Origin of the sequence: Limnohabitans sp. Hippo4 (assembly GCF_003063605.1) — a bacterium.
Taxonomy (GTDB): Bacteria; Pseudomonadota; Gammaproteobacteria; order Burkholderiales; family Burkholderiaceae_C; genus Limnohabitans_A.
This window is the reverse complement of record NZ_NESE01000001.1, coordinates 330,471-344,874: the sequence shown is the minus strand read 5'-3', so window position 1 is coordinate 344,874 and position 14,404 is coordinate 330,471. Positions and strand designations below refer to the sequence as shown.

Below are 14,404 nucleotides of genomic sequence, written 5' to 3'. Positions count from 1 at the left end.
GAATTAACTTTAGAAGAATCTATTGACCGCCAAGCCTGCACATTACCGTGTGCAGGGGAGGGCGGCGAAAAGAGGAATCGCACATGAAACACATCATCGCAGTTTTGCTAGAAAACGAACCCGGCGCCTTGTCGCGGGTCGTCGGCTTGTTCTCCGCACGTGGCTACAACATTGAGTCTCTCAGTGTGGCGCCCACCGAAGATCCCAGCTTGTCACGCATGACCATTCAAACCGCGGGTTCGGATGACGTCATTGAACAAATCACCAAGCACCTGAACCGCCTCATTGAAGTGGTCAAAGTGGTTGACTTAACAGAAGGTGCCTACACCGAACGCGAACTCATGCTGGTCAAAGTTCGCGCTGTGGGCAAAGAACGTGAAGAGATGAAGCGCATGGCCGATATCTTCCGGGGTCGTGTGATCGATGTCACCGACAAAAGCTACACCGTGGAACTGACGGGCGATCAATCCAAAAACGATGCGTTTTTGGAAGCCATCGACCGCAGCGCCATTCTTGAAACAGTCCGCACCGGTGCCTGTGGCATTGGACGGGGTGAGCGCATTTTGCGCGTCTAACTTAGCGCGTCAGTTCGCGTTTGACCCATTTACTTTATGAACGATTTTTGAAGGAGAGAACCCATGAAAGTGTTTTACGACAAAGACTGTGACCTCAGCGTCATCAAAGGCAAAACAGTGGCCATCATTGGCTACGGCTCACAAGGCCACGCACACGCCCAAAACTTGAACGACAGTGGCGTGAAAGTGGTGGTGGGTTTGCGCAAAAACGGCGCAAGCTGGCCCAAAGTTGAAAAAGCTGGCCTCACAGTCATGGAAGTTGCTGATGCAGTGAAAGCTGCTGACGTGGTCATGATTTTGTTGCCCGACGAACAAATCGCCGACGTGTACCGCAACGATGTTGAACCCAACATCAAAAAAGGTGCTTCTTTGGCATTTGCACACGGTTTCAACGTTCACTACAACCAAGTGGTGCCCCGTGAAGACCTCGACGTTTGGATGGTTGCCCCTAAGGCCCCAGGCCACACCGTTCGCAACACTTACACACAAGGCGGCGGCGTGCCCCACCTCGTGGCAGTGCACCAAGACAAGAGCGGCAAAGCCAGTGCATTGGCACTGAGCTACGCCATGGCCAACGGTGGCGGCAAGGCCGGCATCATTGAAACCAACTTCAAAGAAGAAACAGAAACCGACTTGTTCGGCGAACAAGCTGTTTTGTGCGGCGGCGCCGTCGAACTCATCAAGATGGGTTACGAGACTTTGGTTGAAGCTGGCTACGCTCCTGAAATGGCTTACTTCGAGTGCTTGCACGAGTTGAAACTCATTGTTGACCTGATCTATGAAGGCGGCATTGGCAACATGAACTACTCCATCTCTAACAACGCAGAGTATGGTGAGTACGTGACAGGCCCCGAAGTGATCAATGAGCAATCTCGTGTTGCCATGCGCAATGCTTTGAAGCGCATCCAAACCGGTGAATACGCCAAGATGTTCATTTTGGAAGGCCGTACCAACTACCCAAGCATGACAGCCCGTCGTCGCTTGACCTCCGAGCACTCCATTGAAGTTGTTGGCGCACAATTGCGCTCTATGATGCCTTGGATTGCTAAAAACAAATTGGTCGACAAATCACGCAACTGATTTTGTGAACCACACACTAGAAAGAACTGTCGCATGCACGATGGCATAGAAACTCCTGACGACGCCGATACAGCTGGACAAGTGCGTAAGCCACGCAAGGGCATTTACGTCCTGCCCAACTTGTTCACGTTGGCAGCCCTGTTCGGTGGCTTTTATGCCATCGTGATGGCCATGAATGGCCGCTTTGACATGGCGGCCGTGGGAGTTTTTTGCGCCATGGTGCTTGACAGCCTGGATGGCCGTGTGGCCCGCATGACCAATACGCAAAGTGCCTTTGGAGAGCAGATGGACTCCTTGTCCGACATGGTCTCCTTTGGCGCTGCGCCTGCACTCATTGCCTATGAGTGGTCTTTGAAGGGGCTCGGCCGTTGGGGTTGGATTGCTGCCTTTGTTTACTGTGCTTGCGCGGCATTGCGCTTGGCACGTTTTAACGTCAACACCGCCGTCGTTGACAAACGGTTTTTTCAAGGCTTGCCTTCGCCGGCAGCCGCAGCACTGGTCATGGGTTTCATTTCCATCATGACCGATGCCGAAGTTTCTGCAGCCAGCATGGCCTGGCCCATGTTTGTTGTGGCCATGTTTGCTGGCCTGACCATGGTCACCAACGTGCCTTTTTACAGTTTCAAAGATGTCAGCATGAAGCAGAGCGTGCCCTTTGTGGTGATCGTTCTCATTGCCCTGGGCATTGCTGCCGTCAACATTCATCCGCCCATGGTGCTCTTTGGCTTGTTTGTTTTGTATGGCTTAAGTGGTTACGCCCTCTACGGCTGGCGCCGCTTTAAAGGGCAACAAACCAGTGTGATCAGCACTTCCACAGAAGATCCCGATGAACGGGGTTTACACCAGTAAGCAGTTTTCAAAAACTTGTGATACAGTCGCATCATGAAATTGAACTTGCTAGCTCTACTGCTGACGCCCCTCGGGCGGGATATGTAGCGCACGCTGTTCTATTTCCCATCAAGCCCGTTTGCCAACCGCAGCGGGCTTTTTTTATTTTGAATTTGCTTTTTTGAAGTTTTCAAACCAGGAGTGAAACATGGCCGATAAATTGATTATTTTTGACACGACATTGCGCGACGGTGAGCAGTCTCCCGGTGCCTCCATGACCCGTGACGAAAAACTGCGCATTGCGCGTCAATTGGAACGATTGCGCGTGGACGTGATCGAGGCAGGTTTCGCAGCCAGCTCCAACGGTGACTTTGAAGCGGTTCAAGCCATTGCCAATGCCATCAAAGACTCCACCATCTGCTCTCTGTCGCGTGCCAACGACCGCGACATTTCCAGAGCGGCAGAGGCTTTGAAGGGCGCCAACAGTGGTCGCATTCACACCTTCATTGCCACCTCCCCATTGCACATGGAAAAGAAACTGCGCATGACACCCGAGCAAGTGTTGGAGCAGGCCAAGCAATCCGTGCGCTTTGCACGCAACTTGGTGGCCGATGTGGAGTTCAGCCCTGAGGACGGCTACCGCAGCGACATGGACTTCTTGTGCCAAGTGCTTGAGGCTGTGATTGCTGAAGGTGCCACCACCATCAATGTGCCCGACACAGTCGGTTATGCCGTGCCTGAGTTGTACGGCCAGTTCATCAAGACATTGCGTGAGCGCATTCCCAACTCAGACAAAGCCATTTGGTCCGTGCATTGCCACAATGACTTGGGCATGGCGGTGGCCAACAGTTTGGCGGGCGTGAAGTTGGGCGGCGCTCGACAGGTCGAGTGCACCATCAATGGATTGGGCGAGCGTGCGGGTAATTGCTCTTTGGAAGAAATTGTCATGGCGGTTAAGACGCGCAAAGACTATTTCGGCCTTGAGATGAACATTGATCCGGTTCATATCGTTGCTGCCAGCCGCATGGTCAGTCAAACCACTGGTTTTGTGGTTCAACCCAACAAGGCCGTGGTGGGTGCCAATGCATTTGCACACGCGTCAGGTATTCACCAAGATGGCGTCTTGAAAGCCCGTGACACTTACGAGATCATGCGCGCAGAAGATGTGGGCTGGTCGGCCAACAAAATTGTGTTGGGTAAGTTGAGTGGCCGTAATGCTTTCAAACAACGCTTGCAAGAGTTGGGTGTGGTGCTTGAAAGTGAATCCGAGTTGAATGCTGCTTTCACCCGATTCAAAGAATTGGCCGATCGCAAGAGTGAAATTTTTGACGAGGACATCTTGGCTTTGGTCAGCGAAGAGAGCGTTACTCAGGACAAAGAACAGTACGCTTTTGTGTCTTTGGCGCAACACAGTGAAACTGGCGAAAAACCACAAGCGACCATCGTGTTCACCATGGGAGGCAAAGAAGTCCATGGCAAGTCCGATGGCAACGGCCCCGTCGATGCTTCTCTCAAAGCCATTGAATCCATCGTTGAAAGTGGGGCAGAAATGGTGCTTTACTCCGTCAACGCCATCAGCGGATCGACCGAAAGCCAAGGGGAAGTCACGGTTCGCCTGCAAAACAGTGGTCGCGTGGTGAACGGCGTAGGTTCAGACCCCGACATCATCGTCGCCTCTGCCAAAGCCTACTTGAGCGCCTTGAACAAGCTTCAAAGCAAGGCCGACCGGGTTGCGGCACAAGGTTAAAGCCTAGAAGCCAGTAGACTGAAAAACGTCTTCAAGAAGATCGCGCAAGGTATTGATCTTGCGCGATTTTTTTTATTTATGTACACTGTCGGAAGTTTCTATTACACTCGCCAAATTCTGATTGATTTTGGGCATTGAAAGTACCGCTTTGACTCCACTAAATCGCTTGGTCACCCGCCGTTTCATTAGCCTTTGCGTGCCTGTGTGCATCATGGCCCTGATGTCTATCTCATCTTTCGCGGCTGACGGCGAAAAGGCTCGAAAGCCTGCTAATTCCAGCAAAGCCTCCCAACAGGCCGCCAAACCTGCGCCTAAAGCGCGCAAAGTTGCCAAAGCCAAACCGGTTGACACGCGACCTTCCTATGGCCGTGTTGCAGGTCTGCATCAAAGTGGTGATGCCCTCGACCTGCGCTCCAGTGTGGCGCTGGTGATTGACCAAGACACACACGAAGTTTTGCTGCGTAAAAACGATCAAGCCGTTTTGCCCATTGCCTCTTTGACCAAACTCATGACGGGCTTGGTCATCAGCGATGCGAATTTGCCACACAGCGACATGATCACCATTACGCAAGAGGATGTGGACACCGAAAAGGGCAGTTCATCTCGATTGGCAGTTGGATCTGTTCTCAGCCGTGGTGACTTGTTGCATTTGGCCTTGATGTCCAGCGAGAACCGAGCAGCCCATGCGCTGGGTCGTACTTATCCAGGTGGTTTGTCAGCCTTTGTCAAAGCCATGAACGATCGCGCAAGTGGTTTGGGCATGAGCTCAACGCACTACGTTGAGCCTACCGGCTTGTCTAGCCGCAACCAATCCAGTGCCACCGATTTGGCTGTGCTGGTAGGTGCTGCCTACAACGTTCCTTTGCTGCGTGAATTGTCGACATCGCCAGGTCGCGAAGTGGCCGTGGGCCGCCGCACTTTGCAATACAACACAACCAACCGTTTGGTGAAGAGCCCCAATTGGGACATCGGTTTGCAAAAGACAGGTTATATCTCTGAAGCTGGCCAGTGCTTGGTCATGCAAACCAAGGTGTCGGGTCGTAAATTGATCATGGTGTTCTTGGATTCAGCGGGCAAACTCAGTCGCATCGCCGACGCAGAGCGTGTGCGCCGTTGGGTTGAAACAAACCAAGCACGTCACGTCGTGGCATCCGTCAATTCAGCAGGCTGAGTCTGCACGCCAATGCTAATCACGTTGCCCAACAAAAAGCCCGTCATTGACGGGCTTTTCCTTTAAGCTTTGTAGCCTAAGGCGTGTGAAATGCCTTCAGCCGTAGCTTGCAGCTTGGGTAGCCAGGCTTCATCCAGTCGATCTGCAGGCGCCGAGATTGACAACCCCGCAAGCAATTTGCCTTGGTCATCGTAAATACCTGCGGCAATACAGCGAACACCCAATTCGAGTTCTTCGTTGTCACGTGCAATGCCGTATTGGCGAACTTTGGAAAGCTCTCGCTCTAGCACTGGCAATTGGGTGATGCTGTTTTTGGTGTGACCACTGAGGCCTGTTCGTGTTGCGTAGCTGCGCACTTTCATCGGCTCATCCACCGACAAGAACAACTTGCCAACCGAGGTGAGGTGCAGAGGCGCACGACCGCCAATGGCACGCACCACTTGCATGCCAGAACGCTCGCTGTAAGCGCGCTCGATGTACACAATTTCATCACCTTGGCGCATGCTGAGGTTGACGGGTTGCTGAATCAGTTTGTGCAAGTCGCGCATGGGTGCAAGCGCCGCATCGCGCACGTTCAGTCGTGCTTTGACCATGTTGCCCAGTTCAAGCAAACGCATACCCAGTCGATAGCTGCCTGGCTCGGGGCGGTCTACAAAACGGCCAATGGTGAGGTCATTCAAAATGCGATGCGCTGTGGACGGGTGCAGGCCCGTTTTTTCGCTGATTTCTTTCAGTGAGATGGCGTCTTCCCTGGATGCCAAAACATCCATGAGTGAAAACAGTCGCTCAATGACTTGAATGGTGGGGACAGCCGGTGTGGGTGCTTCAGCTTTTCTCATGGGACTTAACCTCGGTCTTTTTGAAAGCGAAGGGGCCTTCACGATGTGAAGACATTGCGAAATTTGATTTTACAAGATGAAATTGGCTTTGGGTAGCCTAATCGTGAGGTGATTTGAAATGACGGCGCCATTGGCCGTTCATCAAGCGCTCATGGGGGCTAAAGCGTTCTTTGTATTGCATTTTGGGGCTGGCCCCAATCCAATAGCCTAGGTAAACATAGGGGAGCCCCAAAGATTGGGCTTGCTTGATTTGCCACAGCACACCGTAAGTGCCAAAGCTCGCTTCTTTATCGGGGTCAAAGAACGTGTAAACGGCCGACAAGCCGTCGTTCAAAACATCCACAATGCTGACCATTTTGAGTTCACCCAAGCCGCCATCGATCGTGGGTTCACGAAACTCAACCAGGCGCGAGTTAACGCGGCTTTGCAATAAAAATTGCTTGTACTGCTCCACGCTGTCTTGGTCCATGCCGCCACCTTCGTGCCGGCTGTTTTGGTAGCGCAAATACAAGTCGTAGTGTTCTGACTCAAAGCCCAGTCGTGACACCTTGGCCACCAGATCTTGATGTTTTTTCAAGGCACGCTTTTGACTGCGGTCAGGTTTGAATTCGTCACACAGCACGCGCAAGGGCACGCAGGCTTGGCACCCATCGCAATAAGGCCTGTAAGTGAACAAACCACTGCGCCGAAAACCTCTGGCCACCAAATCAGAGTAAACCTCGTTTTGAATCAGGTGGCTGGGCGTGGCAACTTGCGATCGCGCTTCTCGCGCATCCAAGTAACTGCAAGGGTAGGCCGCAGTGGCATAAAACTGCAGCGTGCTAAAGGGCAAATCTTTCAGGTGTGTCATGCTGCTTTGCCGCTTCGCCAGTGGTCCCAATCGATGGTGGCATTTTGCCAGTCGGGGCTGGGTGCATGCTTGGCTGTGTGCGTCAATGCTAAAAATTCAGCGCGTGACATTTCTTGGGCGCCCATGGAGGCCAGGTGGGCGGTGTTTTGTTGGCAATCGATTGCCACAACACCTTGATGCTCGCACACTTGAACCAGGGCGGCCAAGGCCATTTTGGAGCCATCGCTGATGGTGCTGAACATGGACTCACCAAAAACAGCACGTCCAATGCAAACAAAATACAGACCGGCTACCAACTTGCCGTCCAACCATGTTTCAACGCTGTGGGCATGACCTGCTTGGTGCAATGCTTTGTAGGCATCGACCATGGCCGGTACGATCCAGGTGCCATTTTGTCCTTCGCGGGGACTCTGCGAACAAGCCTCAATCACTTGGTCAAATGATCGGTCAAAACACAATTCAAACTGGGGATGCGCCGCGTAACGAGCCAGCGTTTTGCGCAGTGACCGGTGCAATTTGAAATCTTTAATTTGAAGAACCATGCGCGGGTCTGGACTCCACCACAACACAGGCTGATCGGGGTTAAACCAAGGAAACACACCTTGACCATAAGCCTCTAGCAACCTGTTAACGCCAAGGTCTGCGCCCGCTGCCAATAAACCAGGTGCCTCAGAGTCCTTACCCCAAGCGGTTTCGACCGGGGGTAAAGGATCTTGGCTTTCAATCCAAGGCAAGTGGGGTTGAGGGGTGTCGGCGGACATGTTTCCAGTTTATGCTAATGCTTATGAAACTTTACAACTACTTCCGATCTTCTGCTTCATTTCGCGTTCGCATTGCACTTCAGTTGAAGGGCTTGCCCTATGAATATATCGCGGTTCACATTGCCAAGGGCGAGCACAAGTTGCCTGGTTACAGCGCAGTGGCTGCAGACAATTTGGTGCCCAATTTGGTGGTCGATGGCGAGCATTTAAGTCAGTCATTGGCCATCATGGAGTATTTGGATGAAACGCATCCCACGCCAGCCTTGTTGCCCCAAGATGCTTTGGGCCGCGCTCGCGTGAGGGCTTTGGCGCAGTCCATTGCTTGTGAAATTCATCCCATCAACAACTTGCGTGTGTTGAAATATTTGTCGGGGACATTAGGCCTCAGCGAAGACCAAAAAAACACGTGGTACCGCCACTGGGTTCGCGAAGGCCTTGAAGCTTTTGAGCGTCAGTTGGCACAGGGTCCCAAATCGACCTATTGTTTTGGCAACACACCCACCATGGCCGATTGTTGCTTGGTACCCCAAATTTTCAATGGCAAACGCTTTGATGTGAACTTTGATGGCTTGCCCCTCACCATGGGTGCCTTTGATGCCTGCATGAAGTTGGAAGCATTTCAAAAAGCACAGCCCTCTGCCTGTCCCGATGCAGAGTAAGCCATTGATTGGTTTTGAGCCTGATTGGCCTGCACCGCCTTTTGTGCGGGCCCTCATGACCACCCGACAAGGGGGAGTTTCCAAAGCGCCTTGGAATGAACTTAATTTAGGCCTTTTGTCGGGCGATAAGGTCTCAGACGTGCAGCAGAACCGCGCCTTGGTTGACCAAGCGCTAGGTGTCCCAGCGGTTTACATGCGGCAAGTTCATGGCACGCACGGTGTGGCTGTCACGCCATCGACGCCGCCCAACACCGAAGCGGATGTGGCCTGGACCACCCAAGCGGGTGTGGCATTTGCCATCATGGCGGCCGATTGCTTGCCCATTTTGGTGTGCCACCCCACGGTCAAGTGGGTAGCGGGTGCGCATGCGGGTTGGCGTGGTTTGGCAGGGCAAGAGGGCCATGGTGTAGTGGAAACTTTGGCGCACTCAGCCAAAGCGCATGGTTTAGCGCCTCAAGACTGTATGGTTTGGTTAGGTCCCTGTATTGGGCCCACCGCTTTTGAAGTGGGTGAAGACGTCTTCGCCGCCTTTGGCAGTTTGTTAGAAAAAACTGACAAGCCCGCCAATTTGTTTGTTAAGACGTCACCGACCAAATACATGGCCAATTTGGCGGGTTTAGCGCGGGAGCGTTTGAAATTGGCAGGATTTGGGACGGTCCATGGCAATGACAGCAGTTTGCCTTGGTGCACCTATCGACAAGAAGCGCTTTATCACTCTCACAGGCGCGATGCAGTGGCCAAAGGTGGCTCGGGCCGCATGGCGGCTTACATCTGGATTACGGCTTAGGACTGGTTTTGTCGTCGTTTTGTAACTGCGCGGCCTCATTCTGGGCCTGTTCCGCTGCTAATCTGGCTTTTTTACGATTTGGGGCCCACATCACGTAAACGATGATTGAAGTTGGAAGGATTCCGTAAAGAATGAAGGTCAGAATGCCTCCAAGGACAGTTCCATTGGTGTTGGTTGCTTCTGCCACGCTCATCATGAGTGCGACGTAGAGCCAGGCGATTGGGACGATGTACATGATTAAAAATGCTCAAAGACAGGAGAAGTGCACATGACAAATTCAAACCATGAATTTTGGTCTCGCGCCGGAGAAGAGTTTCAGCAGAACCTTGCCAAGAGCTGGGGCCAAGCCATGCAAACTTTTCAAACCATGGACTTGGGCGGTATTTTGCCCGGTGCTGAAAAAGCTGCAACACCCTTGAGCTTTTCTCAAGAAAAACTCAAGGCTATCCAAACGGCTTATCTTGAAGAGGCCACTGCATTGTGGAATCACGGGCTGGAAGCTAAGCATGACATCAAAGACCGTCGTTTTTCAAGTGATGCTTGGACGGGCAATCCCATGGCGGCATTTACCGCAGGCGCCTATTTGCTCAATGCCAAAACCATGATGGGTTTGGCCGAAGCCGTAGAAGCCGATGAGCACACACAAAACAAAATCAAGTTTGCGGTGGAGCAGTGGGTTGCCGCATCTGCGCCCAGTAACTTTTTAGCCTTCAATGCAGAAGCGCAACAAAAGGCCATCGAGACCAAAGGCGAAAGCTTGGCAAAAGGTATTCAGAATTTGTTGCATGACATGCAGCAAGGCCATGTGTCCATGACCGACGAAAGCAAGTTTGTTGTCGGCGAAAACGTTGCCACTACCGAAGGTGCCGTGGTTTTTGAAAATGAATATTTTCAATTGATTGAGTACAAGCCGCTCACCGCCAAGGTCTACGAAAAGCCGTTCTTGCTGATTCCGCCTTGCATCAACAAGTTTTACATCTTGGATTTGCAGCCCAACAACTCATTCATTCGCTACGCCGTGAGTCAAGGGCATCGAACTTTTGTGGTCAGTTGGCGCAATCCCGATGAATCCATGTCGAAAAAAACATGGGACGACTACATTGAAAACGCTGCGATCAAAGCCATTGCACAAGTTCAAGACATCACCGGTGCAAAGCAAATCAATGCGCTGGGCTTCTGCGTGGGTGGCACCATTCTGAGCAATGCGCTGGCCGTGTTGGCTGCGCGTGGCGAGAAGCCAGTGGCCAGTGCCACATTCCTAACCACCCTCATTGACTTCACCGACACGGGCGTCTTGGATGTGTTCATTGACGAGAACTTTGTGAAGTTCCGTGAAATGCAAATGGGGCAGGGCGGCTTGCTCAAAGGCCAAGACTTGGCGTCAACCTTTAGCTTCTTGCGTCCCAACGATTTGGTTTGGAATTATGTGGTCGGCAATTACCTCAAAGGTGAGTCGCCACCGCCATTCGACTTGCTTTATTGGAACAGCGATTCCACCAATTTGCCAGGTCCGTTCTATGCTTGGTACCTGCGCAATACGTACCTTGAAAACAAATTTGTCACACCCGGCGCTGTCACTGTTTGTGGTGAAAGAATTGACCTCGGCAAAGTGAACATGCCGGTTTACATCTATGGCTCACGCGAAGATCACATCGTGCCCATTGGTGGTGCTTACGCATCCACACAGCACCTGCCAGGCAAGAAGCGTTTTGTCATGGGTGCTTCGGGACACATTGCGGGTGTGATCAATCCGCCTGCTGCCAACAAACGCAGCCACTGGTTGCGCAACGATGGCAAGTTTCCTGCAACGGCCCAAGAGTGGATTGCAGGCGCAACAGAATTGCCTGGTAGCTGGTGGACCGACTGGTCCGATTGGCTCAAAACACACGCTGGCAAGCAAATTGCTGCGCCCAAGCACTATGGCAAGGACGCCAAGTCCAAAACCATTGAACCTGCACCAGGACGGTACGTCAAAGCACGTGCTTGAAACAAATTCATTTTCACTTATTCAAAAAAGGAAGACAACATGGAAGACATCGTTATTGTTTCAGCTGCCCGCACCGCTGTGGGAAAATTTGGGGGCTCGCTGGCCAAGGTTTCAGCACCAGAATTGGGCAGCATTGCCATCCGCGAAGCCATCGCACGTGCAGGTCTTGGCATGGATCAAATTGGCGAAGTCATCATGGGCCAAGTGTTGGCCGCGGGTGCAGGCCAAAACCCTGCGCGTCAAGCCATGATGAAAGCAGGCGTTGCCAAAGAAACACCGGCACTGACCATCAATGCTGTGTGCGGTTCTGGTCTGAAAGCCGTCATGTTGGCGGCTCAAGCCGTGGCTTGGGGCGACAGCGACATCGTGGTGGCCGGTGGCCAAGAAAACATGAGCGCTTCTCCTCACGTGTTGACGGGTTCACGCGACGGACAGCGCATGGGCAACTGGAACATGGTCGACTCCATGATCGTTGACGGTCTGTGGGACGTCTACAACCAATACCACATGGGCATCACGGCAGAAAATGTGGCCAAGGCCAATGGCATTACGCGCGACATGCAAGATGCATTGGCGCTGGGTAGCCAGCAAAAAGCCAGTGCTGCACAAGATGCCGGCAAGTTCAAAGATGAAATTGTGGATGTGCTCATTCCACAGCGCAAGGGCGATCCTTTGGTCTTCAACACAGACGAATTCATCAACAAAAAAACCAACGCTGAAGCTCTGGCGGGTTTGCGTCCGGCCTTTGACAAAGCCGGTTCAGTGACGGCAGGTAATGCCTCGGGTATCAATGACGGTGCCGCAGCAGTTGTGGTCATGTCTGCTAAGAAAGCCGCTGCTTTAGGTTTGACGCCATTGGCACGCATTGCTTCTTTTGGTACCAGTGGTTTAGACCCCGCCACCATGGGCATGGGCCCAGTACCTGCATCGCAAAAAGCTTTGCAACGCGCGGGTTGGAAAGCCAGCGACATCGATTTGTTTGAATTGAACGAAGCCTTTGCTGCACAAGCTTGCGCAGTTAACAAAGCTTTGGACATTGATCCTGCACGCGTCAATGTGAACGGTGGTGCCATTGCCATCGGACACCCCATTGGTGCGTCTGGTTGCCGTATTTTGGTCACCTTGCTGCACGAAATGCAGCGCCAAAATGCCAAGAAAGGCTTGGCTGCGTTGTGTATTGGTGGTGGTATGGGTGTGTCATTGACACTCGAGCGATAAATTTTCAAAAACTAAAACTCATTTTTAAGGAGACAAACCATGAGTCAAAAAGTAGCTTACGTCACAGGTGGTATGGGTGGCATCGGAACCGCCATTTGCCAGCGCCTTCACAAAGAGGGTTTCAAAGTGATCGCGGGTTGTGGCCCCACGCGTGATTTCACCAAATGGCTTGATGAACAAAAAGCTTTGGGCTTTACGTTCTATGCGTCAGTGGGTAATGTGGGTGATTGGAATTCAACGGTTGAAGCCTTCACCAAAGCCAAAGCAGAGCACGGCACCATTGATGTGCTGGTGAACAACGCAGGCATCACCAAAGACCGCATGTTCTTGAAAATGTCCCGTGAAGATTGGGATGCTGTGATTGAGACCAACCTCAACTCCATGTTCAACGTGACCAAGCAAGTGGTGGCTGACATGGTTGAAAAGGGCTGGGGCCGCATTGTCAACATTTCATCGGTGAACGGCGAAAAGGGTCAAGCAGGTCAAACCAACTACTCCGCTGCCAAAGCGGGTATGCACGGTTTCTCAATGGCCTTGGCGCAAGAGTTGGCCACCAAAGGCGTCACAGTCAACACAGTCAGCCCAGGCTACATTGGTACCGACATGGTCAAGGCCATCCGTCCTGATGTGCTTGAGAAAATTGTGGCCACAGTGCCTGTGAAGCGTTTGGGCGAGCCCAGCGAAATTGCATCCATCATTGCCTGGTTGGCGTCTGAAGAAGGTGGCTACGCCACTGGCGCAGACTTCTCCGTCAACGGCGGTTTGCACATGGGTTGATCCCAGCACTTGGCACTTGATGCCTTGTGACAGAACCCCGCTTCGGCGGGGTTTTTTTATAGCTTGCATTTATTAATTATGATTGGGCTGTGATTGATTCTTCTATACCCTCAATAAGTCCTTGGCGCCTGTCAGTTGCGCCCATGATGGACTGGACCGATCGGCATTGCCGGTATTTCCATCGTTTGCTAACGCAACACACCTTGCTTTACACCGAGATGGTCACTACGGGCGCTTTGCGACACGGCAGTGTTGAGCGTCATTTGCGCTTCAACGCAGAAGAACATCCCGTGGCTTTGCAACTCGGCGGCAGCGATGCCGCCGACCTGGCCTTCGCCGCCAAGCTAGGAGAGCAATGGGGCTACAACGAAATCAACTTGAACTGCGGTTGCCCCAGCGATCGTGTGCAGCGCGGCGCTTTCGGTGCATGCCTCATGAACGAGCCTCCGTTGGTGGCCGATGGCGTCAAGGCCATGGTCGATGTGGTGTCTGTTCCCGTGACCGTTAAGCACCGCATTGGCATCGACCAAATTGAAAGCTACGACTTTGTTCGCGATTTTGTGGGCACAGTTAAAGACGCAGGCTGCAGTGTTTTCATCGTTCATGCGCGCAATGCGTGGTTGCAAGGTTTGTCGCCCAAAGAGAATCGCGAAATTCCACCGTTGCGTTATGAGTTGGCTTACCAGCTTAAGAAAGATTTTCCGTCGCTCACCATTGCCATCAATGGCGGTATCACGCGCAATGACCAAATAGCAGAACACTTAAATGAGGTCGACGGCGTCATGATTGGCCGTGAGGCTTATTACAACCCTTGGCTCTTAACCACTTGGGATGCGCAGTTTTTCAATTCAGCTGAATCAAGTATCACGCGCGAAGCGGTTGAAGAAGCCATGGTGACCTACATGGAGCGTGCGTTTAAAGAAGACGGCTGTCCTTGGTATGCCATCGCAAGGCACATGTTAGGGCTTTACCATGGCCAACGAGGTGGGCGTTTGTGGCGTCAAGTTTGGAGCAATCACAAACTCAAGCCGATGCAGCCTCGCGAAGTGATGGCCGTTGCAAGAGTGGCCCTGGCCAAGGGTGCAGAGGTGCCTGCTTAATTCAAGCCTCCCAATGTTGGGTGAG

At 52.4% G+C, this 14,404-nt stretch carries 15 protein-coding genes; 11 read left to right on the top strand and 4 right to left on the bottom strand.

The window, feature by feature from the left end; all coding sequences use genetic code 11:
- The first annotated feature begins 83 nt into the window (after window positions 1–83).
- The 5 genes from ilvN (at window position 84) to pbpG (ending at window position 5,401) form a co-directional block, all read left to right on the top strand.
- Window positions 84–575, top strand: coding sequence for an acetolactate synthase small subunit (gene ilvN, locus B9Z46_RS01570; RefSeq protein WP_055360504.1), 492 nt, complete (start codon window positions 84–86; stop codon window positions 573–575).
- A gap of 63 nt (window positions 576–638) precedes the next feature.
- Window positions 639–1,655, top strand: coding sequence for a ketol-acid reductoisomerase (gene ilvC, locus B9Z46_RS01565; protein WP_055360505.1), 1,017 nt, complete (start codon window positions 639–641; stop codon window positions 1,653–1,655).
- A gap of 33 nt (window positions 1,656–1,688) precedes the next feature.
- Window positions 1,689–2,504, top strand: coding sequence for a CDP-diacylglycerol--serine O-phosphatidyltransferase (gene pssA / locus B9Z46_RS01560; RefSeq protein WP_108254296.1), 816 nt, complete (start codon window positions 1,689–1,691; stop codon window positions 2,502–2,504).
- A gap of 187 nt (window positions 2,505–2,691) precedes the next feature.
- Window positions 2,692–4,230, top strand: coding sequence for a 2-isopropylmalate synthase (locus B9Z46_RS01555; protein ID WP_055360507.1), 1,539 nt, complete (start codon window positions 2,692–2,694; stop codon window positions 4,228–4,230).
- 148 nt (window positions 4,231–4,378) lie between these two features.
- A complete protein-coding gene (gene pbpG, locus B9Z46_RS01550) occupies window positions 4,379–5,401 on the top strand; it encodes a D-alanyl-D-alanine endopeptidase (RefSeq protein WP_369907404.1) in 1,023 nt (340 codons plus the stop codon).
- Window positions 5,402–5,463: 62 nt separating this feature from the next.
- Here the strand turns inward: pbpG and B9Z46_RS01545 are convergent, their stop codons facing one another.
- The 3 genes from B9Z46_RS01545 to aat form a co-directional block, all read right to left on the bottom strand.
- Window positions 5,464–6,240 carry an IclR family transcriptional regulator gene (locus B9Z46_RS01545; RefSeq protein ID WP_108254295.1) on the bottom strand — a complete coding sequence of 259 codons (777 nt, stop codon included), beginning with the start codon at window positions 6,238–6,240 and terminating at the stop codon, window positions 5,464–5,466.
- Window positions 6,241–6,337: 97 nt separating this feature from the next.
- Window positions 6,338–7,090, bottom strand: coding sequence for an arginyltransferase (locus B9Z46_RS01540; RefSeq protein WP_108254294.1), 753 nt, complete (start codon window positions 7,088–7,090; stop codon window positions 6,338–6,340).
- Window positions 7,087–7,851 carry a leucyl/phenylalanyl-tRNA--protein transferase gene (gene aat / locus B9Z46_RS01535; protein ID WP_108254293.1) on the bottom strand — a complete coding sequence of 255 codons (765 nt, stop codon included), beginning with the start codon at window positions 7,849–7,851 and terminating at the stop codon, window positions 7,087–7,089. Before aat ends, B9Z46_RS01540 begins: the two co-directional genes overlap by 4 nt.
- 23 nt (window positions 7,852–7,874) lie before the next feature.
- Here aat and maiA point away from each other — a divergent pair, with 23 nt between their 5' ends.
- The gene (gene maiA / locus B9Z46_RS01530; RefSeq protein WP_108254292.1) at window positions 7,875–8,510 is read left to right on the top strand and encodes a maleylacetoacetate isomerase; all 636 of its coding nucleotides are present in this window, start codon (window positions 7,875–7,877) and stop codon (window positions 8,508–8,510) included.
- A gap of 55 nt (window positions 8,511–8,565) precedes the next feature.
- The gene (gene pgeF, locus B9Z46_RS01525; RefSeq protein WP_233245875.1) at window positions 8,566–9,297 is read left to right on the top strand and encodes a peptidoglycan editing factor PgeF; all 732 of its coding nucleotides are present in this window, start codon (window positions 8,566–8,568) and stop codon (window positions 9,295–9,297) included.
- Here pgeF and B9Z46_RS01520 read toward each other — a convergent pair.
- The gene (locus B9Z46_RS01520) at window positions 9,287–9,532 is read right to left on the bottom strand and encodes a hypothetical protein (RefSeq protein WP_199220524.1); all 246 of its coding nucleotides are present in this window, start codon (window positions 9,530–9,532) and stop codon (window positions 9,287–9,289) included. The two genes, pgeF and B9Z46_RS01520, sit on opposite strands and share 11 nt — an antisense overlap.
- 33 nt (window positions 9,533–9,565) lie before the next feature.
- Here B9Z46_RS01520 and B9Z46_RS01515 point away from each other — a divergent pair, with 33 nt between their 5' ends.
- The 4 genes from B9Z46_RS01515 (at window position 9,566) to dusA (ending at window position 14,379) form a co-directional block, all read left to right on the top strand.
- Complete coding sequence (locus B9Z46_RS01515; RefSeq protein ID WP_108254290.1) at window positions 9,566–11,284, top strand: alpha/beta hydrolase; 1,719 nt, start codon at window positions 9,566–9,568, stop codon at window positions 11,282–11,284.
- Window positions 11,285–11,323: 39 nt separating this feature from the next.
- Window positions 11,324–12,502: an acetyl-CoA C-acetyltransferase gene (locus B9Z46_RS01510; RefSeq protein WP_108254289.1), complete on the top strand. Its 1,179-nt coding sequence runs from the start codon at window positions 11,324–11,326 to the stop codon at window positions 12,500–12,502.
- A 39-nt stretch (window positions 12,503–12,541) separates the two neighbouring features.
- Window positions 12,542–13,279: an acetoacetyl-CoA reductase gene (gene phbB, locus B9Z46_RS01505; protein ID WP_108254288.1), complete on the top strand. Its 738-nt coding sequence runs from the start codon at window positions 12,542–12,544 to the stop codon at window positions 13,277–13,279.
- Window positions 13,280–13,371: 92 nt separating this feature from the next.
- The gene (gene dusA / locus B9Z46_RS01500) at window positions 13,372–14,379 is read left to right on the top strand and encodes a tRNA dihydrouridine(20/20a) synthase DusA (protein WP_108254808.1); all 1,008 of its coding nucleotides are present in this window, start codon (window positions 13,372–13,374) and stop codon (window positions 14,377–14,379) included.
- The last annotated feature ends 25 nt before the right edge of the window (window positions 14,380–14,404 follow it).